General features: G+C 71.6%; 15 protein-coding genes. 6 read left to right on the forward strand and 9 right to left on the reverse strand.

Features of this window, described 5'->3' with window-relative positions; genetic code table 11:
• The first annotated feature begins 2 nt into the window (after positions 1 to 2).
• On the forward strand, positions 3 to 3647 hold the full coding sequence (locus ABZ865_RS31930) for a hydantoinase B/oxoprolinase family protein (RefSeq protein ID WP_361238015.1): 3645 nt from the start codon (positions 3 to 5) through the stop codon (positions 3645 to 3647).
• Positions 3628 to 4233 (forward strand): ATP/GTP-binding protein, encoded by a 606-nt coding sequence (locus tag ABZ865_RS31935; protein ID WP_361238017.1) that lies wholly within the window; start codon positions 3628 to 3630, stop codon positions 4231 to 4233. The genes ABZ865_RS31930 and ABZ865_RS31935 overlap by 20 nt, the downstream gene beginning before the upstream one ends.
• A gap of 124 nt (positions 4234 to 4357) precedes the next feature.
• Here the strand turns inward: ABZ865_RS31935 and glpK are convergent, their stop codons facing one another.
• The 5 genes from glpK to ABZ865_RS31960 form a co-directional block, all read right to left on the reverse strand.
• A complete protein-coding gene (gene glpK, locus ABZ865_RS31940) occupies positions 4358 to 5878 on the reverse strand; it encodes a glycerol kinase GlpK (RefSeq protein ID WP_361238020.1) in 1521 nt (506 codons plus the stop codon).
• A gap of 34 nt (positions 5879 to 5912) precedes the next feature.
• Positions 5913 to 6662 carry an MIP/aquaporin family protein gene (locus ABZ865_RS31945; protein ID WP_361238022.1) on the reverse strand — a complete coding sequence of 250 codons (750 nt, stop codon included), beginning with the start codon at positions 6660 to 6662 and terminating at the stop codon, positions 5913 to 5915.
• 357 nt (positions 6663 to 7019) lie between these two features.
• Positions 7020 to 8669 carry a GGDEF domain-containing protein gene (locus ABZ865_RS31950; protein ID WP_361238025.1) on the reverse strand — a complete coding sequence of 550 codons (1650 nt, stop codon included), beginning with the start codon at positions 8667 to 8669 and terminating at the stop codon, positions 7020 to 7022.
• A gap of 131 nt (positions 8670 to 8800) precedes the next feature.
• The gene (locus ABZ865_RS31955) at positions 8801 to 9991 is read right to left on the reverse strand and encodes a lipid-transfer protein (RefSeq protein WP_361238028.1); all 1191 of its coding nucleotides are present in this window, start codon (positions 9989 to 9991) and stop codon (positions 8801 to 8803) included.
• Positions 9988 to 10434: a zinc ribbon domain-containing protein gene (locus ABZ865_RS31960; RefSeq protein WP_361238030.1), complete on the reverse strand. Its 447-nt coding sequence runs from the start codon at positions 10432 to 10434 to the stop codon at positions 9988 to 9990. Before ABZ865_RS31960 ends, ABZ865_RS31955 begins: the two co-directional genes overlap by 4 nt.
• A 225-nt stretch (positions 10435 to 10659) precedes the next feature.
• Here ABZ865_RS31960 and ABZ865_RS31965 point away from each other — a divergent pair, with 225 nt between their 5' ends.
• A complete protein-coding gene (locus tag ABZ865_RS31965) occupies positions 10660 to 11196 on the forward strand; it encodes an NUDIX domain-containing protein (RefSeq protein WP_361238033.1) in 537 nt (178 codons plus the stop codon).
• 9 nt (positions 11197 to 11205) lie between these two features.
• Here ABZ865_RS31965 and ABZ865_RS31970 read toward each other — a convergent pair whose 3' ends face one another.
• Complete coding sequence (locus ABZ865_RS31970) at positions 11206 to 13566, reverse strand: glycoside hydrolase family 31 protein (protein ID WP_361238037.1); 2361 nt, start codon at positions 13564 to 13566, stop codon at positions 11206 to 11208.
• 214 nt (positions 13567 to 13780) lie between these two features.
• Between ABZ865_RS31970 and ABZ865_RS31975 the strand changes: the two genes are divergently transcribed.
• Complete coding sequence (locus ABZ865_RS31975) at positions 13781 to 15748, forward strand: acetoacetate--CoA ligase (protein WP_361238040.1); 1968 nt, start codon at positions 13781 to 13783, stop codon at positions 15746 to 15748.
• 12 nt (positions 15749 to 15760) lie between these two features.
• On the opposite strand, the gene ABZ865_RS31980 is transcribed toward ABZ865_RS31975, so the two are convergent.
• Positions 15761 to 17080, reverse strand: coding sequence for an aminotransferase class I/II-fold pyridoxal phosphate-dependent enzyme (locus ABZ865_RS31980; protein WP_361238043.1), 1320 nt, complete (start codon positions 17078 to 17080; stop codon positions 15761 to 15763).
• Positions 17081 to 17167: 87 nt separating this feature from the next.
• Here ABZ865_RS31980 and ABZ865_RS31985 point away from each other — a divergent pair, with 87 nt between their 5' ends.
• Positions 17168 to 18442, forward strand: a complete 1275-nt coding sequence (locus ABZ865_RS31985) for an MFS transporter (protein ID WP_361238046.1) — start codon at positions 17168 to 17170, stop codon at positions 18440 to 18442.
• Positions 18443 to 18464: 22 nt separating this feature from the next.
• Positions 18465 to 19358: a hypothetical protein gene (locus tag ABZ865_RS31990; RefSeq protein ID WP_361238049.1), complete on the forward strand. Its 894-nt coding sequence runs from the start codon at positions 18465 to 18467 to the stop codon at positions 19356 to 19358.
• A gap of 110 nt (positions 19359 to 19468) precedes the next feature.
• Here the strand turns inward: ABZ865_RS31990 and ptsP are convergent, their stop codons facing one another.
• Both ptsP and ABZ865_RS32000 read right to left on the reverse strand, forming a co-directional pair.
• Entirely contained in the window at positions 19469 to 21139 is a 1671-nt protein-coding gene (gene ptsP, locus ABZ865_RS31995; protein WP_361238052.1) for a phosphoenolpyruvate--protein phosphotransferase, read from the reverse strand.
• Positions 21140 to 21217: 78 nt separating this feature from the next.
• The gene (locus tag ABZ865_RS32000) at positions 21218 to 21667 is read right to left on the reverse strand and encodes a PTS glucose transporter subunit IIA (protein ID WP_361238055.1); all 450 of its coding nucleotides are present in this window, start codon (positions 21665 to 21667) and stop codon (positions 21218 to 21220) included.
• Positions 21668 to 22197 lie beyond the last annotated feature (530 nt).

Consider the following 22197-nt stretch of genomic DNA (forward strand, 5'->3'; position numbering starts at 1 on the left):
ACGTGACAGGCTGGCAGTTCTGGGTCGACCGAGGCGGCACCTTCACCGACATCGTCGCGCGTCGCCCGGACGGCCGGCTGTTCACACACAAACTGCTGTCCGACAACCCCGCCCGGTACGCCGACGCGGCCGTCGCCGGTGTGCGCGAACTCCTCGGGGGCTCCGAGGAGCCCGTCGACGCCGTCCGCATGGGCACCACCGTCGCCACCAACGCGCTGCTGGAACGCAAGGGCGAGCGCACGCTCCTGGTGATCACGCGCGGCTTCCGCGACGCCCTGCGGATCGCCTACCAGAACCGCCCCCGCATCTTCGCCCGCCGCATCGAACTGCCCGAGCTGCTGTACGAGCGGGTGGTCGAGGTCGACGAACGCATCGCCGCCGACGGCACCGTCCTGCGGGCCCCCGACCTGGACGCGCTGGAGGGCCCGCTCCGGGGGGCCTACGACGACGGGATCCGCTCGGTCGCCGTGGTCTGTCTGCACAGCCACCTGCACCCCGCCCACGAGCGCGCGATCGGTGATCTCGCCGAGCGCATCGGCTTCCCGCAGATCTCGCTGTCCAGCGAGGTCAGCCCGCTGATGAAGCTGGTACCGCGCGGGGACACCGCCGTCGTCGACGCCTACCTGTCGCCGGTGCTGCGCCGCTACGTGCGGCACGTCGCCGACGAGCTGCGGGATGTGCGGCTGATGTTCATGCAGTCCAACGGCGGGCTCGCCGAGGCCGGTCAGTTCCGCGGCAAGGACGCCATCCTGTCCGGGCCGGCCGGCGGGATCGTCGGCATGGCCCGCATGTCGCAGCGCGCCGGCTTCGACCGCGTCATCGGCTTCGACATGGGCGGCACCTCCACCGACGTCTCCCACTTCGCCGGCGAGTACGAGCGCGTCTTCACCGCCCAGATCGCGGGCGTCCGGCTGCGCGCCCCGATGCTGGACATCCACACCGTCGCCGCGGGCGGCGGCTCGATCCTGCACTTCGACGGCTCCCGCTACCGCGTGGGCCCCGACTCGGCCGGCGCCGACCCCGGACCCGCCTGCTACCGCGCGGAAGGCCCGCTCACCGTCACCGACGCCAATGTGATGCTCGGGCGGATCCAACCCGCCCACTTCCCCCCGGTGTTCGGCCCCGACGGCGACCAGCCCCTCGACGACACCGTCGTCCACGACCGGTTCACCGCCCTCGCCCGCGAGATCCGCGAACGGACCGGCGACGACCGCACCCCGGAGCAGGTGGCCGAGGGATTCCTGCAGATCGCCGTCGCCAACATCGCCAACGCCGTCAAGCGGATCTCCGTCCAGAAGGGCCACGACGTCACCCGTTACGCCCTCACCACCTTCGGCGGGGCGGGCGGCCAGCACGCGTGCATGGTCGCCGACTCGCTCGGCATCCGCACCGTCCTCGTACCCCCCATGGCCGGTGTCCTCTCCGCGCTCGGCATCGGCCTCGCCGACACCACGGCGATGCGGGAACAGTCGGTCGAGGCCTCCTTGGAGGCATCCTCGATGCCCGGCATCCGCAAGACCGCCGACGACCTGGAGGGCGCCGCCCGCGCCGAACTCCTCGCCGAGGACGTCCCGGAGGACCGCATCGAGGTCGTCCGCCGCGCCCAGCTCCGCTACGACGGCACCGACACCACACTGACCGTCGAGCTGACCGAGCCCGGCACCATGAAGCACGCCTTCGAAGAACGTCATCGCGACACCTACTCCTTCACCCTCGACCGTCCGATCGTCGTCGAAGCCCTCTCCGTCGAAGCCACCGGCATCACCGCACCCCCCGATCTCTCCGCCCTCGCCCCCTACGAGGGCAACCCCGCCGCCCCCGACACCGTCCGCCTCCACACCGGCGGTGCCTGGCGCGACGTACCCCTCCATCACCGCGAGGCCCTTCCTCCCGGCGAGACCGTCACCGGCCCCGCGATCATCACCGAGGCCGGCGCCACCACCGTCGTCGACGACGGCTGGCGGGCCGCGGCGACCGACGACGGGCATCTGGTCATGGAACGCGTGGCGGTCACGGAGAGTTCCGACATCGGCACAGAAGTCGATCCCGTTCTGCTCGAGGTCTTCAACAACCTGTTCATGTCCATCGCCGAACAGATGGGCGCCCGGCTGGAGTCCACGGCCCAGTCCGTGAACATCAAGGAGCGGCTGGACTTCTCCTGCGCCCTGTTCGACCCGGACGGAAACCTGGTGGCCAACGCGCCCCACATCCCCGTCCACCTGGGCTCCATGGGCACCAGCGTCAAAGAGGTCATCCGCCGCCGCGGCACCGAGATGCGACCGGGCGACACCTACGCCGTCAACGACCCGTACCACGGCGGCACCCACCTGCCCGACGTCACCGTGATCACCCCGGTCTTCGACACCGACTCCCCGCAGGACACGGAGAGTGAGAGTGAGCCGAAGATCCTCTTCTACGTCGCCTCACGTGGCCACCACGCCGAGATCGGCGGGATCGCCCCCGGCTCCATGCCGGCCAACAGCCGCACCATCGAGGAGGAGGGCGTCCTCTTCGACAACTGGCTGCTCGCCCAGAACGGCCGCTTCCGCGAGGAGGAGACCCGCCGCCTGCTCACCGAGGCGCCGCACCCCTCCCGTAACGTCCGTACCAACCTCGCCGACCTGCGCGCCCAGATCGCCGCCAACCGGAAGGGCGTCGACGAAGTCCGCCGCATGATCGAGGAGTTCGGCCTCGACGTCGTCCAGGCCTACATGCGGCACGTGCAGGACAACGCCGAGGAGGCGGTCCGCCGCGTCATCGACGCCCTGGACGACGGCGAGTACGCCTACGAGACGGACTCCGGCGCCGTCATCCGCGTCCGCGTGCGCGTCGACCGGGCCGCCCGCCACGCCACCATCGACTTCACCGGCACCTCGGCGCAGCTCGACACCAACTTCAACGCCCCGTTCTCGGTCGTCAACGCGGCCGTCCTGTACGTCTTCCGCACCCTGGTCGCCGACGACATCCCGCTCAACGACGGCTGCCTGCGCCCCTTGGACATCGTCGTGCCGCCCGGCTCGATGCTCGCCCCCGAGCCTCCCGCCGCCGTCGTCGCGGGCAACGTGGAGACCTCCCAGGCCATCACCGGCGCCCTCTACGCCGCGCTCGGCGTCCAGGCCGAGGGCTCCGGAACCATGAACAACGTCACCTTCGGCAACGACCGCCACCAGTACTACGAGACCGTCGCCTCCGGATCCGGAGCGGGTGAGGACTTCGCCGGCGCCGACGTCGTACAGACCCACATGACCAACTCGCGGCTCACCGACCCCGAAGTCCTGGAATGGCGGCTGCCCGTCCGGCTCGAGGAGTTCGCCGTCCGGCCGGACAGCGGCGGCGCCGGACGCCGGCGCGGCGGGAACGGTGCCGTGCGCCGCATCCGCTTCCTGGAACCCATGACCGTCTCCACGCTCTCCCAGCACCGGCGCGTGCCGCCGTACGGCATGGCGGGCGGCGCGCCCGGGGCGCTCGGCGCCAACCGGGTGGAGCGGACCGACGGCACGGTCACCGATCTCGGCGGAAGCGGTTCCGCGGACGTCGGCCCCGACGACGTACTGGTCATCGAAACCCCCGGTGGCGGCGGCTACGGCCGGCCGTCGCCCGATTCCCATCAAGCAGGAGAAGAGACCGATGATCCTCGGGCGTTCTGAGCGCGGCAAGCCCCCGGTCGAGCCCGTCACGCTCAAGATCCTGGTGGCCGGCGGCTTCGGCGTCGGCAAGACGACCCTCGTCGGCGCGGTCAGCGAGATCCGGCCGCTGCGCACCGAGGAGTCACTGACCGAGGCCGGGCGCCCGGTCGACGACACCAGCGGCGTGGAGGGCAAGCACACGACCACCGTGGCCATGGACTTCGGCCGCATCACCCTGCGCGAGGACCTGGTGCTCTACCTGTTCGGCACGCCCGGGCAGGAACGCTTCTGGTTCATGTGGGACGAGCTGTCCGAGGGCGCGCTCGGCGCCGTGGTCCTCGCCGACACGCGCCGCCTGGAGGACTGCTTCGCCGCCGTCGACTACTTCGAGCGGCGCTCCATACCCTTCCTCGTCGGCGTCAACTGCTTCGACGGCGCGGACCGTTACCCTGCCGAGACGGTCCGCAGGGCGCTCGATCTGGACGAGGACGTCCCCGTGCTGCTGTGCGACGCCCGCGAGCGGGAGTCGGTCAAGGACGTCCTCATCGGAGTCGTGCAGCACGCGATGGCGTACGCCGCCCACCGCCGCCCGGCCGTCACCACCTGACCGCACGGGCACGGCCCGTACCCCCGCCGACCGGGGTACGGGCCGTGGTCCTACGGCGGCGCCCACGCGCGCGGGCTCATGGATGTCCCACGCGCGCGTGCCGCGCGCTCACGTCACCGCTCGTCTACTCGTCGCCGTCCTCCAGCCAGCCGAAGCTCTTCTCCACGGCCTTGCGCCAGTTGCGGTACTCGCGGTCGCGCACGGACGCCTCCATCGCCGGCGTCCACTCCGCGTCCTTCTGCCAGTGCGACTTCAGCTCGTCGAGGTCGTTCCACACGCCCGTCGCCAGGCCGGCCGCGTAGGCGGCGCCCAGGCAGGTGGTCTCGGACACCCGGGGCCGGATCACCGGCACCCCGAGGACGTCCGCCTGGTGCTGCATGAGCAGGTTGTTCTTGGTCATGCCGCCGTCGACCTTGAGCGTCGTGATCTGCACGCCGGAGTCCTGGTACATGGCGTCCACGACCTCTCGCGTCTGCCAGCTGGTCGCCTCCAGCACCGCGCGCGCGAGGTGTGCCTTGGTGACGTACCGGGTGAGCCCCGTGACGACCCCGCGGGCGTCGGAGCGCCAGTAGGGGGCGAACAGTCCCGAGAAGGCGGGCACGATGTAGGCCCCGCCGTTGTCCTCGACGCTCGCCGCCAGGGTCTCGATCTCGTCGGCGGTGCGGATGATCCCGAGCTGGTCGCGGAACCACTGGACCAGAGCGCCCGTTATCGCTATGGACCCCTCCAGGCAGTACACCGGCGCCTCGTCGCCGATCTTGTAGCCCATCGTCGTCAGCAGCCCGTTCTTGGACGGCACCGGCCGGTTTCCGGTGTTGAGCAGCAGGAAGCTGCCGGTGCCGTAGGTGTTCTTCGCGGTGCCGACGTCGTAGCAGGCCTGCCCGAACACGGCGGCCTGCTGGTCGCCCAGCGCCGAGGCCACGGGCACTCCGTCGAGCTGGCCGACGGCGGTGCCGTACACCTCGGCGGAGGACCTGATATCGGGCAGGACCGCCGCGGGCACGTTCATCGCGGAGAGGATGGCGGGATCCCACTGGAGGGTGTCCAGGTTCATCAGCATGGTGCGGCCGGCGTTGGTGACGTCGGTGACGTGCCGGCCGCCGTCCGTGCCGCCGGTGAGGTTCCAGATGAGCCAGGAGTCGATGGTGCCGAAGGCGATCTCGCCGCGTTCGGCGCGGTCGCGCAGACCGGGCACGTTGTCCAGCAGCCAGGCCGCCTTGGGCCCGGAGAAGTAGCTGGCCAGGGGCAGTCCGGTCTGTTCGCGGAAGCGGTCCTGTCCGTCGCTGCCGCCCAGTTCGTGGCACAGGGCCGCCGTACGGGTGTCCTGCCACACGATCGCGTTGTGGACGGGTTTGCCCGTGGCGCGGTCCCACAGGACGGTGGTCTCCCGCTGGTTGGTGATGCCGAGGGCGCTGAGCTGGTCGGCGCGCAGCCCGGCCTTGGCGAGCGCGCCGGCCACCACGGCCTGCACCTTGGACCAGATCTCGGTGGCGTCGTGCTCCACCCAGCCGGGCTTGGGGAAGATCTGGCGGTGCTCGCGCTGGTCCACGGCGACGATCGCGCCGCCGTGGTCGAAGATGATGCAGCGGCTGGACGTGGTGCCCTGGTCGATGGCGGCGACGTACTTCTCGGCGGTGTCCGTCATGGCTGTCCCTGGGTCGCTGGGTCGGGTCGCTGGGTCAGAAGGCGGCGTTGTAGACGAGGCCCGCGAGTGCCCCGCCGATCAGCGGGCCGGCGACCGGGATCCAGGCGTAACCCCAGTCGGACGTGCCCTTGTTCGGGATGGGCAGGAAGGTGTGCACGATGCGCGGGCCGAGGTCACGTGCGGGGTTGATGGCGTAGCCGGTGGGCCCGCCGAGGGAGCAGCCGATGCCGACGACCAGCAGCGAGACGACCAGCACCGCGGTGCCGGACTCGCCGAGCCCCTTGGTCAGCCCGAAGGCGAGGATCGGCAGCACGAGCGCGATCGTCGCGATGATCTCGGTGATGAGGTTGGCGACCGGGTTCCGGATCTCCGGGATGGTGGAGAAGATGCCGAGGGTGGCCACCGGTTCGTCGGCGTCGCCCTCGCTGCCGCCCTCCTTGCGGACGTTGGCCTGGAACTGGGCGAGATACACCAGGTAGGCGAGGACGGCACCGAGCATGGCGCCGACCACCTGGCCCAGCAGATAGACCCAGACCTTGCCCCACTTTCCGGTGTCAACGGCGATGCCGATGGTGACCGCGGGGTTGAGCTGGCCACCGGAGAGCGGTGCGGCGGTGTACGCGCCCGCCAGCACGCCGAATCCCCATCCGAACGCGATGACGATCCACCCCGCGGCGCGTGCCTTGGAGTACCTGAGGGTGACGGCGGCGCAGACGCCGGCACCGAAGAGGATCAGGATCGCGGTGCCGATGACTTCGCCGACGAAAATGTCTCCATTGCTCATGGCGGCTCCCTTGGCGCCGGTCGGGGGATCGGCCCCGGCCCTCCGTGCAGGAACGGTTTCTTGGCGACTTCAGCCGAAGGCAGGAGGTCCCGTGCCCCGCCCGGCGTCCGTGACGAGCGTGCCGTCGCAGCCGGATCGCCCATGGGGGACGGGCCGTTGAGCAGGAGAAAGGCCCGTGGCGCGTGGCTGATGACGCCGAGAATGTACGGCGATGTCGGCTGACACCCGGAAGTGTTCACCGGCACTCGGGGACCGTCAAGGTCGCCGACGGCAACGATGACAGCGGTTGTCCGGAGCCCTCGGCCCTCGGCTCCATGCCACGGGCGAGTGATCAACGGCCGTTCGCGGCAGGGAGGTTCAGCCGAGCGGCTCGGCCGTCGCGTATCCCGCCGGGGCGGGTGCCGCCCCGGAGCCGCGCCGGATCTCATGCCCGGGCAGGCCCGCCCGCCCCAGCACCCAGGAGGCGCCGTGCAGCGCCTTCGCCGCCTTCTTCAGCGGTGCGAGCTGGGCGGCGGCCTGCCGGTGGTCCGCCACGCTGCCGGGCCCGCACACGACGGTGGCCAGGGACATCGTGACGGGGCGGCCGCCCGCCGACCACGGTGCGTCCAGCACGGCGGACACCAGCGGACCGAGCGCCTCCTCCTCGGCCAGCACCAGGAAGTCGTCGCCGCCGATGTGGCCCACGCGCGCGGGCCCGGCCACGGCGGCCTGCAGCGCCTGCCCCACCGAGCGGATCAGCTCGTCGCCCGCCGCGAACCCGGAACCGTCGTTGACCTGCTTGAAGTGGTCGATGTCCAGCCAGCTCAGCGCGAAGGTCCGCCCGTCGGCGATGTGCCGGTCGACCTCGCTGGTGATGGCGTCCGAACCGGGCAGCCGCGTCAGCGGGTTGAGCCCGGCCGCCTCCTCCACGCGGGTCTCGGCCAGCGCCCGCACGAGGTCCGCGAGCCGTACGACACCCACGCAGCGGCCGTGACGGTCGACGACCGCCACATCGTCCGAGGTGCGGCCTCGGCCGCCGACCGCCACCACGTCCAGCACCTCCCAGGCCGTCGCGTCGACCCCGACCGTGCGCGGTGCGTCGCCGAGCTTGAAGGCCGGCCGGTCCGCGTACAGGGCGTGCCCGTACCGGCCGGACAACGACAGCAGGAAACGCGACCGGTGCACCGACCGGACCGGGATCCCGGCCTGGTCCACGAGGAGCACGCCGGAGATGTCCGGCGAGCCGGTCAGCAGCGCCCGTACCTGCCCGGCCGAAGCATTCAGCGGCAGGACGGCGGCGGGGCGCACGAACTCCCGTATCGACGGCCCGGACCGGGGCACGGCCACGGCGCCGGGGGAGCGGGGCGGAATGTATACGTCCGCCACCGGGATCCGGGCCGGCGGCGCGAACAGCTCGCCCTGGGCCAGCTGTGCACCGGCCGTCAGCGCGGCGGCGCACTGCAGTTCGGTCTCTACGCCCTCCACAGCCACCAGGGCGCCCAGCTGTTCGCAGAGCGTCCTCATGGCCCGTACCGCCGCCGGCCGGGCCAGCAGCGAGGCGTCGAGTTTGACCAGGTCGGGGCAGAGGTCGGTGAGCAGCCTCAGGGGTACGTCCCCGTCGCCGATGCCGTCCGCGCTGATGCGGAAGCCCTGCTCGCGCAGTGTGTTCACCGCCTCCAGCAGCGCGGGCTGCGGCACGTGCGTGTAGGGCGGCACGATGTCGAGCGTCACCTCCCACGGCATCCGGCCCGCCGCCCGGACGGCGTCGTGCAGCAGAGTGAGTCCCCCGAGGTCGGCGAGCGTGGCCGCGAACACGTTCAGATGCAGTGGCAGCAGCGTCTCCTTGCGAGTCGCCGCGCGGAGCGCCAACACGGCCAGCCTGCCATCGAGTTCGGGGTCACGACGGGCTTCGGCCAGGATGTCGCCGGTCTCCGGGCGGGCGAGTATCTCCAGTGCGGCGATCGCGCCGGTCGTCAGATTGACCACCGGTTGGAAGGCGAAGCGGAGAGTATCCGTCCAGGAGTGCACGGGAGCATGATGGCGCCGCCCGCATACGCCCAGGCGCAGTTCATAAGACGTTCACGCAGGATTCCGGGGTGGTCACACAGCGTGGAAATGCTCCTGCGTCCCTCCCGTCACGGCCCCTCTCCCGGGGGTGCTCAGCGCACCGCGACCACCGATGAACCGTGCCCGAACAGCCCCTGGTTCGCCGTGATCCCCACCCGCGCGCCGGTCACCTGGCGGTCGCCCGCGGCTCCTCTCAACTGCCAGGTCACCTCGCAGACCTGGGCGATCGCCTGGGCCGGCACCGCCTCGCCGAAGGAGGCGAGACCGCCGCTGGTGTTGACGGGTATGCGGCCGCCCGGGGCCGTCGCGCCCTCCCGCAGCAGCTTCGCGCCCTCGCCCTCGCCGCACAGCCCCAGGTCCTCGTACCACTGCAGTTCCAGCGCCGTGGACAGGTCGTACACCTCGGCCAGGGACAGGTCCTCGGGGCCGATGCCCGCCTCCTCGTAGGCGGTGCGGGCTATGGATGCCCTGAAGGTCTCGTCCAGGGGTGCCACCGTGGCCGCGGAGTCGGTGGCGATGTCCGGCAGATCCAGCACCGTGTTCGGGAAGCGGGGGGTCACCGTCGACACCGCCCGGATGCGCACCGGTCGTGCCGCCCCGTGCCGGCGCGCGAAGTCCAGGTTCGACAGCACCAGCGCCGCGCCGCCGTCGGACGTCGCGCAGATGTCGAGCAGCCGCAGCGGATCGGCGACCACCGCCGAGCCCGCGACCTCCTCGGCCGTGACCCGTTTGCGGTAGCGCGCGTACGGATTCAACGCCCCCTGGGCGGCGTTCTTGACCTTGACCAGCGCGAAGTCCTCCGGGGTGTCTCCGTGCACCGCCATCCGCCGGCGTGCGTACAGCCCGAAGTACGCCGGATTCGTCGCGCCCAGCAGCCGGAAGCGCAGCCAGTCCGGATCGTCGGGGCGCTCACCGCCGGCGGGCCGGAAGAACCCCTTCGGCGCGGCGTCCGCCCCCACCACGAGAACGACGTCCGCGAGCCCCCCGAGGATCTGCGCCCGGGCCGCCGCGATCGCCTGCGCGCCGGAGGCGCACGCCGCATACACGCTGGCGACCCTGGCGCCCTGCCAGCCCAGGGCCTTGGCGAACGTCGCGCCCGCCACGTACCCCGGATATCCGCCACGGACCGTGTCCGCGCCGACGATCGAGCCGACGTCCGTCCAGTCGAGGCCCGCGTCCGCGAGTGCCGCGCGGGCAGCCGCCGTCCCGTACTCCACGAAGCCGCGCCCCCACTTGCCCCAGGGGTGCATGCCGACGCCGAGCACCGCCACGTCCGCCGTCATGCCCTCACCCCCGCAGGCCGCCAGTTCCAGGTCGTCCAGGTCGTCTCCGCGTCCTCGTGGAGCACTCCGGGGACGACCTCCACCTCCATGCCCACCGTCAGATCGGCGACGGTGACCCCGGGAGCCGCCTGTCCCAGCACCACGATCCGCTCGGACTCCAGCTCCACCGCGATCAACGCGTACGGCTCCCACGGAAGTTCCGGATTGCTCACAAAGGGTGACGGAGGGCGATAGCGACTGTCGGTGTACGACCAGATCCGGCCCCTGCGTGACAGCGGGACCTCCTCCAGGGCGCCGCCCGCGCAGCGCGGATTGCGGCAGTGGAGGTCCTCGCGCGGGAAGAAGACCGTGCCGCACGACGAGCATCGGGTGCCGAGAAGCCGGAAGGCGTCCCCTTCACCGGTGAACCAGCCGGAGACCGATGGTGTGCGTGTACGCGACAAGGCCCCTCCCCATGCAGCGATCTGACGAATCGTCAGAAGTGTGCCACGGGCAACCGAAAATCGGCAGGCCGCGCCGGTGAACCATCGGGCCTCTCCCTGCGTCGTGGTAACAGGAGGGGCTGCCGGGGCCGACGGGGGTGGTTCCGGCGGCTCCTCCGGATTCTGATCGTCCCGTGCGGCCCGCTGGCGGAAGACGTCCTTCCTTTGATCGGATACAGTCCGCGCGTGTCCGAAATTCAGCACTCAACTGCCAACTCCGCGCCTGACTCACACTGTTCGAGCTGCGGAGCGCCCTATGGGGAGGGCATCTCCGGCTGGCCGCGCACCTGCCCGTCCTGCGGCGCCGTGGCCTACCGCAACCCGCTGCCCGTCGCGATCGCGCTGCAGCCCGTGTACGACACCAAGGGCACGGCCCTGGTCGTCATCACCCGGACCGTCGCCCCCGCGCGCGGCGGCATCGCACTGCCCGGCGGCTACATCGACGACCGGGAGGACTGGAAGCAGGCCGTCGTCCGCGAACTCAAGGAGGAGACGGGCATCGAAGCGGCCGCCCGCGACGTGCGGCTCGTGGACGCCATGAGCTCGCCGGACGGGCACCTGCTGCTGTTCGGAGTCCTCCCGGAACGCCCGGTCGAAGGGCTGCCGACGTCCGCCGCGACGGACGAGACCGAGGGCTGGCACCTGCTGCGCAGGCCCGAGGAACTCGCCTTCCCGCTGCACACCGCGGCGGTGCGGGCCTGGTTCGAGGGCCGGTACGTCTGAGCCCCACGCTCAGCCGAGGCCCCGTACCCGCACCGGGCAGGACGGTTCGACCGCGCCGTCCTCCCCCTCCCGGGTGACCACCACCTGCCGGCCCTGCCGGCGGGCGACGTAGCGCTCGATCTCCGGTTCGTCCCAGCCGTCGCCCGCGTCCGGCACCACCAGCCCGCCCCCGGTCCGTCCCCGGGCGGGCGCCCACACCTCCAGCTCCAGCCCGCCGTCCGCGCCGCGGACCGGAACGACCGCACCCGCGCGCGCGAGCACCGGAATCCGCGACAGCGGCGCGTCCACCAGAACCTGCGCCGGACCCTCGTACGCCTCCTCCGTCACCGTGTCGTACCAGCGGCCCCGCGGCAGCTGCACCGCGCGCCGGTCGGCACCGGGGTCCAGGACCGGGGCCACGAGGAGACTGTCGCCGAGCAGGAACGCGTCCCCGCAGTCACGCAGCGCGCGGTCCTCCGGCGACCTCCACCACAATGGCCGCACATAGGGCGCCCCGGTCCGCCGGGCCAGGTGCGCCAGCGTGACGAAGTACGGCAGCAGACGCCGGCGCTCGAGCAGCGCCACGCGCGCGTGCTCCAGCACCTGAGGCCCGAACTCCCACGGCTCCCTGCGCCCCGCCCGCAGACTCGCGTGCGTACGGAACAGCGGCAGGTACGCAGCCATCTGGAACCACCGCAGATACAGCTCCGGCGACGGACTCCCGTCGAAACCACCCACGTCCGGCCCCGAGTACGGCACCCCGCACAGACCGAGCCCCAGCACCAGCGACAGGGACGCCCGCAGCCCCGGCCAGCCCGTCGCCACGTCCCCCGACCACGTGCCCCCGTAGCGCTGCATGCCCGCCCAGCCGGCCCGGGAGAACACGAACGGCCGCTCCTGGGGCGACAGCTCGCTCAGCCCCTCGTAGGCCGCCCTGGCCATGCAGAGCCCGTACACGTTGTGCGCCTCCCGGTGGTCGCCCCCGCGCCCCTCCAGGGCGTGCCGGGCCGAACGCGGCAGGGTCGACTCACCGAACGCGCTGAACGACGTCGGCTCGTTCATGTCGTGCCAGAACCCCGCGAAGCCCTGCCCCAGCCGCTCCTGGTACAGCCCGCCCCACCAGTCACGTACGCGCGCGTGCGTGAAATCCGGGAAGACCGACTCACCGGCCCACACCTCGCCCCGCACGGTCCGCCCCGAGGCGTCCCGGACGAAGGCGTCCACGGCCGACCCGCTGTCGTACACCGCGTTGCCCGGAGCCGCCCTCACCGCCGGATCGACGATCGACACCAGCCGGATCCCGTCCCGGCGCAGCTCGTCGGCGAGCACCGGAAGCTTGGCGAAGCGCTCCTGGTCGACGGTGAACACCTGATGGTCCTCGTAGTGGTCGATGTCCAGGTGGACGGCGTCCAGCGGCAGACCGCGCTCCTGGTAGCCCGCGACGATCCGGCGCACCTCCTGCTCGCTGCCGAAGCCCCAGCGCGCGTGATGGTGGCCCAGCGCCCACGCAGGCGGCAGTGCGGGCGCCCCGGTCAGCGAGGCCCAGGTGTGCAGCACGCGCGCGGGGGTGCCGACCATCACCCAGCAGCGCAGCGGACCACCGTCCATGCGCACCTCGCAGCGCCCCGCCCGGTCGTGCCCGGACCCGGCACCCTCCTCACCCTCCCGCAGGGTCACCGTGCCGTCCCACGTCGTGTCGTGGAACACCAGGTGCGGCGCGGCGTCGGCCACCACCAGCTGCACCGGCATGGTCAGGTAGAGCGGATCCTCGTCCGGGCCGAACGCGCGCCCCGGGTCCGTGTTCCACAGCCGGTACGTGCCGTCCCGCAGCCGGGGCCCCGACGCGCGCCCGCCCAACCCGAAGAACCGGGCGTCCGCGGCCACCTCGGACCGCTGCATCCACCGCGCCACGCCCCCGCCCACCGGCTCCCACCAGCGTGGCGGCAGGTCCCGCCGCAGCATCACCCCGCCGGGCGTGCACACCTCCACCGCGCCGTGCCGCGAGACGACCACCGTCACCCGCTCCGCCACGACCCGCCAGCCGCCGTCCTTGTCCGGCTCCAGCACCGCCCGCGGATCCGGCTCGGGACAGCCTTGGGCCAGCGCGTACGACGGCTCAGGCCCCGCTCCGTCCCAGCCCCAGAAGACGGCCCCGTTGACCGCGACGGTGATCCTCAGCTCGGACCGGGCGAAACGGATCAGACCGCCCCCGGGCCCCGGCTCCGCTTCCCGCACCTGCCCCGGGACCCGCGCACGCTCGGCACCCCGAGGCGGCAGCCCCGCGGCGTCGATCCGCCTCCTGCGCCACGCGGCGCGAACGGTACGCACCCCCTGAGCCGCTCTCCCCGCACCGACCCCACTCACCGAACGCACCAGGTCACGACCGTCCATGCTGTTCACCCTGCCACTGAGCGCCCCACGCGCGCGTGTCGTTCAACTGCCGTTCACCCGTGCCGGGACCACATCTTCACGACACGGACTATGTGGGGCGCACCCTGGTGTAGAAGTCGATCACATGGCATCGTCCCTGTCAGCCGCGTCACGCGCACACCCCAGCACGTGCGCGGACCGACGCCCACGACGCGCACAGCCCGGGAGCCGCCCCATGTCGACCGCGAACCTCCAGCCGCTCTGGCAGCCCGATCCCGAGCGGATCGCCCAGGCACGCATCACCCAGTTCCAGGCATGGGCCGCCGAGCACCACGGCGCCCCGGCCGAGGGAGGCTACCCGGCCCTGCACCGGTGGTCCGTCGACGAGCTGGACACCTTCTGGAAGGCCGTCACGGAGTGGTTCGACGTACGCTTCTCGACACCCTACGCGCGCGTGCTCGGCGACCGCTCGATGCCCGGCGCCCAGTGGTTCCCCGGAGCCACCCTCAACTACGCCGAGCACGCCCTGCGTGCCGCCGCCGACCGGCCCGACGAGCCCGCCCTCCTGTACGTCGACGAGACCCATGAGGCGCGCCCGGTGACCTGGGCCGAGCTGCGCCGTCAGGTGGGCTCCCTGGCCGCCGAACTGCGCGCCCTCGGCGTACGCCCCGGCGACCGGGTCAGCGGCTACCTCCCGAACATCTCCGAGGCCGTCGTCGCCCTCCTCGCCACGGCCGCCGTGGGCGCCGTGTGGACCTCCTGCGCCCCCGACTTCGGCGCCCGCAGCGTCCTCGACCGCTTCCAGCAGGTAGAACCCGTCGTCCTGTTCACCGTCGACGGCTACCGCTACGGCGGCAAGGAGCACGACCGCCGGGACATCGTCGCCGAGCTGCGCCGCGAGCTGCCGACCCTGCGCGCCGTCGTCCACATCCCGCTGCTGGGCACCGAGGCACCGGAGGGCGCTCTCGACTGGGCGGCCCTGACGAGCGCCGACACCGAGCCCGTCTTCGAGCAGGTGCCCTTCGACCACCCGCTGTGGGTGCTGTACTCCTCCGGCACGACCGGCCTGCCCAAGGCCATCGTCCAGTCCCAGGGCGGCATCCTCGTCGAGCACCTCAAGCAGCTCGGCCTGCACTGCGACCTCGGCCCCGAGGATCGTTTCTTCTGGTACACCTCGACCGGCTGGATGATGTGGAACTTCCTCGTCTCCGGCCTGCTCACCGGAACCACGATCGTCCTGTACGACGGCAGTCCCGGCTACCCCGACACAGGTGCCCAGTGGCGGGTCGCCGAACGCACCGGAACCACCCTCTACGGCACCTCGGCCGCCTACGTCATGGCCTGCCGCAAGGCCGGCGTGCACCCCTCCCGCGACTTCGACCTCTCCAAGGTCCAGTGCGTCGCCACCACCGGCTCGCCCCTGCCCCCCGACGGGTTCCGCTGGCTGCACGACGAGGTCCGCGAGGACCTGTGGATCGCCTCCGTCAGCGGCGGCACCGACGTCTGCTCCTGCTTCGCGGGAGCCGTACCGACCCTCCCGGTGTACACCGGCGAACTCCAGGCGCCCGGCCTCGGCACCGACCTGCAGTCCTGGGACCCGAGCGGCAAGCCCCTGGTCGACGAGGTGGGCGAGCTGGTCGTCACCAACCCCATGCCGTCGATGCCGATCCACTTCTGGAACGACCCCGACGGCAGCCGCTACCACGACAGCTACTTCGACACCTACCCCGGCGTATGGCGCCACGGCGACTGGATCACCCTCACCTCACGGGGATCCGTGATCATCCACGGCCGCTCGGACTCCACCCTCAACCGCCAGGGCGTGCGCATGGGGTCGGCCGACATCTACGAGGTCGTCGAACGCCTGCCCGAGATCAAGGAGTCCCTGGTCGTCGGCATCGAGCAGCCGGACGGCGGCTACTGGATGCCCCTGTTCGTGCACCTGGCGCCGGGCGCCGTCCTCGACGACGCGCTCCTGGACCGCATCAAGCGGGCCATCCGCGAACAGCTCTCGCCCCGCCACGTGCCCGACGAGGTCATCGAGGTGCCCGGCATCCCGCACACCCTCACCGGCAAGCGCATCGAGGTACCGGTCAAGCGCCTGCTTCAGGGCACCCCCCTGGAGAAGGCCGTCAACCCCGGGTCCATCGACAATCTCGCTCTGCTCGGCTTCTACGAGGAACTGGCCCGCAAGCACGCCTGACGCCCCGGCTCCTCAGCCCCCGTAGGTGGCCTCGGACTCGCCCAGCACGGCGGCGAAGTCCGAGGCCAGCCGCACGGCCTGGGCCGGCCGCAGCCCCGCGGTGGAGATGCGCACACCGGGCCCGGACTCCAACCGGAACCGGGCCCCGGCCGCCACCCACCAGCCGTACGACCGCAGCCCGTTCACCACCGCGGACTCGTCCCGCACCGGCACCCACAGGTTCAAGCCGCTCGCCCCGTGCCAGGCGATGCCCCGCTCGGCCAACTCCCGGGCCAGGGCCGTACGGCGCTGTGCGTACGCCGCACGCGCGCGTGCCACCAACGCGCGTGTGCCGTCGTCTGTCAGCAGGCCGAGCACCGTCTCCTGCAGCAGATGACTGACCCAGCCCGAGGTCAGCAGCAGTCGCCCGTCGTGCCGGGCCAGTGTGACCGGATCGCACGCGGCGGCTGCCCACCGCAGGTCGGTCCCCAGGAACTTGCTGACCGTCCGCACATGCACCCAGCGGTCGAGCGCCGCTCCGGTCACCGTGTGCAGAGCCGCGTCGGCCACCTCGGAGGCGTGGTCGTTCTCCACCACGAGCATCTCGGGCGCCTCGCGCAGCACGTCGGCCAGCGCGTCCCGGCGTGCCACGGAGAAGCAGCCGCCGTACGGATTCTGCGCCCGCGGACTGAGCACGACCGCTCGCACACCGGCCCGCAGCGCCGCCCGCAGCGCCTCCGGACGCATCCCCTCGTCGTCCACCGCGACCGGGACGTTCCGCAGCCCCAGCGCCGAGACCAGATCCAGCAGATGGTGATAGCCCGGATCCTCCATGGCCACACCGTCCCCGGGACGCAGCTCGACCGACAGCACCCGGCCGATCAGATCCAGCGCCCCGTGCGCGAACGTCACCTGCTCCACGGGTACGCCGTCCGCCCTCAGCCAGTCACGTACGGCGTCCTCGAGCCGCGCGAGCCGGGGGCTGGAGCGATGGGAGCGGGCGCCGGGGGAGAGCCGTGAGGGCGGCACCAGCGCGGGCAACAGCTCCGGATCGGGATGCCCGCCGGCCAGGTCCCGCAGCCCCTGAGGCACCTTGGGCGGCCGCCGCGACGCGACCGCCGGAGCCGGCGCGACCACCGTGCCGCCACGCCCGCGCGTGACGACGATGCCCCGCCGCCGCAGCTCCTTGTAGGCCGTCGCGACCGTACCCGGACTCACCCCCAGTTCGTCCGCGAGCCGCCGTACCGGTGGCAGTGCGGCTCCGGGCGCCAACGTCCCCTCGGCCACTCCGCGTTCGACGGATCCGGCAATTCCCTTGGCCGTCGTACCACTGATCTCATATTGTGTTGCCACGTTGTCAATTATGTATCAGTACATAACTCGGAGCGCAAGGGGGAGCCAGTGGGCAAGGGGGAGGAGCCAGTGGTCAAGGGGCAACCGGTGGAAGCGGAGCCCCGGGCCGTCGACCGGCCGCGGCGCATACCGGGAGGCCGCGACGGCCGCCGCATGCTTCTCGTCGCCTTTCTCGACCGCATCGGCAGCGGGCTGTGGGCGTCCGTCTCCGTTCTCTACTTCACCTACGTCTCGGGCCTCTCCGTCGCCCAGGTCGGCACGCTCGCCGCGGTCTCCGGCGCCATCGGCATCGCAGGCGCGCCGCTGGGCGGCCGCATCGCCGACCGCTTCCCCCTCACCCGCGTCCTGATCGCACTCCAACTCCTGCGCGCCCTTGCCTCGTTCGCCCTGCTCACCACCGACCACTACCCGCTGCTGCTCGCCTTCTCGGCCGTCGGCAGCCTCGGCGACCGCGCCTCCAGTGTCCTCACCAAGCTCTACGCCACCCGCGTCGCCGGACCGGACCGGGTCCGCTACCAAGCCGTCAACCGCACCGCCTCCAACGCCGGCTGGGCCCTGGGCGGCCTCGCGGCCGCGGCCGCGCTCACCCTCGGCACCACCACCGCGTACCGCTGGCTCCTCGCCGGCGACGGCATCTCCTTCGTCGCCGTCGCGCTCCTCACTCTGACCTGCGCGGAACCCCCTTCGACCGGCCGCGTCGCCGCCACCGCCAAGGACGCACCCTGCACCGCCAGGCCCGCCAACCCCTGGCGCGACCGCACCTACCTCGCCTACGTCGCGACCGAGACCGTCCTCTCCCTCGACGACACCGTCTTCAAAGTCGGCCTGCCCCTCTGGATCGCCCACAGCCACGGCGTACCGCACGGCCTCGCACCCCTGCTGCTCGTGCTCAACAACGTGATGGTCGTAGGCCTCCAAGTGCCACTGGCCCGCTACGGCGCCACCACAACGGCCGCCCGCCGTCTCCTGCTCCCGCTCTCCGCCGCCTTCGCCCTCGGCGGCATCACCCTGGCCCTCTCCGCGACCGGCGGCACACTCCAGGCCATCTGCCTGCTCACCGCCTCGGCCGCCGCCTTCACCCTCGCCGAAATGCTCCACGCCACCGTCTCCTGGGAACTGTCCGTGGCCCTCGCCCCCGAGACCGCCCAGGGCGCCTACCTCGGCGTCCACGGACTCGCCCAGGCCACCCAGCGCAGCATCGGCCCGCTCGCCGCCACCGCGGCCATCGCCACCGGCCCCCTCGGCTGGACCGTCTTCGGCGCCACCATCGCCGTGACCTGCGCAATTCAGCACCGCCTGGTCCGCGACCGGCTCCAGCGCACCCCATTGTCAGTGCCGCCGGTTACGGTGAGTGAGCATTGATCGACAGCGCATTGGGGGAAACATGGCGCACACCGACCAGCAGACCATGCGACGCGTTCTGCGCCGCGAAATCGCGGGCACGATCGGCCTGCTCACCGACGAGCACGACTTCCGCGCCATGCGGCGCTACCGCAGCTTCACCTTCGACGACCACCTGACCTACCTCCAGCAGATGGAGGCCGTCCTCAGGACCCGAGCCGCCCAGGGCAGCCACACCACACTCGCCCTCTTCGACCCCGAGGAGTACGCCGCATTCTGCGCGGACACCGGCCTCGACCCGGAAGCACCGGCCACCCGCGGCCGGTTCACCGCGGAACTCGCGGCCACCGGCCCCACCATCCCCTACGATGGCCGGCCCCTCGCGGCACTTCTGCCGGTGCTCGTCGACGAGGCCGTACGACAGGCCACCTGGGAGTACGCGACCACCCTGCTGACCCGCCTCGGACCCTGCTCCTCCTGCGGCGAGGACATCGGCCGCGCTGCCTTCATCCGCGCGTCCGACCTCCTGACCCGCATCCTCGAAGCCGCACCACCCGGCGACCGGCACCTCGTCTGCAGCGTCTCCGGACCACCGGAAACACTGATCTCCGTCCTCCACGCGGATGAGGGCACCGACGCCACCGTCGAACTGGACGAGGCCGAAGCACTCGAATTCACCAGCGTCCTCGCCCTCGGCCTGGCCACGCACAGCCCCGGCGGACTCGTCATGCGCACCAGCGCCCCCGGCGCCGCCGACCGCGTCCAGGGCTGGCGGCTGCGCGCCGGAGAACTCGAACCGCTCACCGCCTCCGAGGTCTTCGACGCCTACTGCACCGACGTCGAATCCGGCGACCTCATCCCACCCGAGTCCGGTGTCGACTACTGCGCACCCCCCGACCTGGGAGAGGAGAGCACGAAACCGGGACACCACCACTGAACGCGCCAGGGACGCCCCACCCGAAGGCGGGACGCCCCTGAGCCGACTCCCTTTGCGAGCGACACGCGCGATGCGAGCGGTATGGCCTCTACGCGCGGTGCGGCTCTCGCCTACTCGCCGGAGAGCACCGCCTGAGCCGCGGCCCGCGCCTCCTCGGCGCTGTCCGCCGCACGCGCGGCCGCGGCCGCCCGCTCGCACTGCGCCAGCGTGTACTTCGCCAGCGTCGCCCGGACATAAGGAATCGACGCCGACCCCATGGAAAGCGAGGTGACCCCCAGACCCGTCAGCACACAGGCCAGCAACGGGTCGGACGCGGCCTCACCACACACGCCACAGCTCTTGCCCTCGGCCTTGGCCCCCTCCGCCGACAGCGCGACCAGGTCGAGCAGCGCGGGCTGCCACGGGTCCTGGAGCCGCGACACCGCACCCACCTGCCGGTCCGCGGCGAACGTGTACTGCGCGAGGTCGTTGGTGCCCAGCGACAGGAACTCGACCTCCTGCAGGATCGAACGCGCCCGAAGAGCAGCCGACGGGATCTCCACCATCGCGCCGAACTTCGCCCGCAGCCCGGCCTCCCGGCAGGCGTCGGCAAACGCCTTGGCGTCCGCGCGGTCCGCCACCATGGGCGCCATGACCTCGAGGTAGACGGGCAGCCCCTCGGCGGCCTTCGCCAACGCGGTCAGCTGCGTCCGCAGCACCTCGGGGTGGTCAAGCAGGGTCCGCAGACCCCGCACGCCGAGCGCCGGGTTCGGCTCGTCCGCCGGCGTCAGGAACTCCAGCGGCTTATCGGCCCCCGCGTCCAGCACGCGGACCACGACACGGCCCTCCGGGAACGCCTCCAGCACCTGACGGTAGGCCGCCACCTGCTTCTCCTCGGACGGCGCGTTCTTGCTGTCGTCCAGGAACAGGAACTCGGTACGGAACAGACCGACACCCTCGGCACCGGCCTCCACGGCCGCCGGGACGTCCGCCGGACCGCCGACGTTGGCCAGCAGCGGCACCTTGTGCCCGTCGGCCGTGGCACCCGGACCCGTCGAGGCGGCCAGCGCGGCCTTGCGCTCGGCAGCCGCGGCCGTCAGCTGCGCCTTCTTCTCCTCGGTCGGGTTGACGAAGATGTCACCGGTGCTGCCGTCGACAGCGATCACCGTTCCCTCGGCCAGCTCGACGGCACCCGGCAGCGCCACGACGGCCGGAACGCCCAGCGCACGCGCCAGGATCGCACTGTGACTGGTGGGCCCGCCCTCCTCGGTCACGAAACCGAGCACCAGCGTCGGGTCCAGCAGCGCCGTGTCGGCGGGAGCCAGGTCACGGGCCACCAGTACATAGGGCTCGTCACTGTCCGGGACACCCGGCATCGGAACGCCGAGCAGCCGCGCGACGATACGGTTCCGCACGTCATCGAGGTCGGCCACCCGGCCGGCGAGGTACTCCCCGGCGGCGGCCAGCAGCTCGCGGTAGGCCGCGAACGCGTCGTACACGGCGCGCTCCGCCGTGCTGCCGACGGCGATCCGCCGGTCCACGTCCGCCATCAGCTCAGGGTCCTGGGCCATCATGGCCTGCGCCTCGAGCACGGCCTGGGCCTCGCCGCCCGCAAGATTGCCGCGCGCCATCAGGTCGGCAGCCACCGCGTCCACGGCCTGGCGCGCCCGTCCCTGCTCGCGCTCCGCCTCCTCGGCCGGGATCTGCTTGGCCGGCGGCTCGAGCACCGCCGTCCCCATGTGCCTGACCTCGCCGATCGCCACACCGTGGCTCACGCCGACGCCTCGCAGCGTTGTCTCCATCTCACCCGTCTCCGATAGTGCGGCGGGTCCCGCCGCCGCAGTGGTTGTCCTGTACACCGTCGTACGACGGCCCGGCGATCAGTTCCAGGAGAAGAGACTGTCGCCCGTCTTCACGTCGCCGCTGTCCACGACGGCGGAAAGGGACTCGGCCGTGGCCTCGAGCGCCACGATCGGGCACACCGGCGACTTGCCGGCGGCCTCGACCGCGCTGGGGTCCCAGCGCACGATGCCCTGGCCACGCACCACGGTGTCGCCCTTGCTAACGAGCAGCTCGAAGCCCTCGCCGTTCAGCTGAACCGTGTCGATACCGAGGTGGACCAGCACGCCGTGGCCACTCTCGTCGACCACGACGAAAGCGTGCGGGTGCAGGGAAACGATGACGCCGTCCACGGGCGCCACGGCCTCGAAGCAGTCACGCGCGGGGTCGATCGCAGTGCCCGGGCCGACCATGGCCCCGGAGAAGACCGGATCCGGCACTGCGGCCAGTCCGATGGCACGTCCAGCGAGAGGGGACGTCACGGTGGTCATGGGAAGCCTCCCAAGGAGTGGAGCTGCATACGGGCTGGCACTGCCAGTCCCGACGGCGTACTGAGCAGCAGCGTATGACAGATGAAGTGGCGGTTCCGCATAGAAGCTACCAGCTAGTGGTCTAGACCACCAGCCCAATCGATTTGCACGTGCTCCGAGCCCGCGTGTACAGTCGTACTCCTGCCTGGGACGGGGCGGCGCGAAAGCGCGCTCGCTCAGCAGCATCCAAAGCAATCAGATCCTGTTTCGGGGTCGCCTTCCGCATGTCTGCGGATCGGTGGTCAGAGAGACGGAAAAAGCCTGATAGATTTGGAAACGCCGGAAAGGGAAACGCGAGAGCGGGATCCTGGAAAGCACCGAGGAAATCGGATCGAGAAAAGATCTGATAGAGTCGGAAACGCAAGACCGAAGGGAAGCGCCCGGAGGAAAGCCCGAGAGGGTGAGTACAAAGGAAGCGACCGTTCCTTGAGAACTCAACAGCGTGCCAAAAGTCAACGCCAGATATGTTGATACCCCGTCCGTCGGAAATA

The sequence above is a fragment of the Streptomyces sp. NPDC047085 genome (assembly GCF_040643735.1).
Lineage (GTDB): Bacteria > Actinomycetota > Actinomycetes > Streptomycetales > Streptomycetaceae > Streptomyces.

What these genes read in the sequence shown, in the direction of transcription:
- ABZ865_RS31935 (WP_361238017.1), top strand. Translation starts at nt 3,628, where the DNA reads ATGATCCTCGGGCGTTCTGAGCGCGGCAAGCCCCCGGTCGAGCCCGTC.
- glpK (WP_361238020.1), bottom strand. Translation starts at nt 5,878, where the DNA reads ATGACGGACACCGCCGAGAAGTACGTCGCCGCCATCGACCAGGGCACC.
- ABZ865_RS31945 (WP_361238022.1), bottom strand. Translation starts at nt 6,662, where the DNA reads ATGAGCAATGGAGACATTTTCGTCGGCGAAGTCATCGGCACCGCGATC.
- ABZ865_RS31955 (WP_361238028.1), bottom strand. Translation starts at nt 9,991, where the DNA reads ATGACGGCGGACGTGGCGGTGCTCGGCGTCGGCATGCACCCCTGGGGC.
- ABZ865_RS31970 (WP_361238037.1), bottom strand. Translation starts at nt 13,566, where the DNA reads ATGGACGGTCGTGACCTGGTGCGTTCGGTGAGTGGGGTCGGTGCGGGG.
- ABZ865_RS31975 (WP_361238040.1), top strand. Translation starts at nt 13,781, where the DNA reads ATGTCGACCGCGAACCTCCAGCCGCTCTGGCAGCCCGATCCCGAGCGG.
- ABZ865_RS31990 (WP_361238049.1), top strand. Translation starts at nt 18,465, where the DNA reads ATGGCGCACACCGACCAGCAGACCATGCGACGCGTTCTGCGCCGCGAA.
- ptsP (WP_361238052.1), bottom strand. Translation starts at nt 21,139, where the DNA reads ATGGAGACAACGCTGCGAGGCGTCGGCGTGAGCCACGGTGTGGCGATC.
- ABZ865_RS32000 (WP_361238055.1), bottom strand. Translation starts at nt 21,667, where the DNA reads ATGACCACCGTGACGTCCCCTCTCGCTGGACGTGCCATCGGACTGGCC.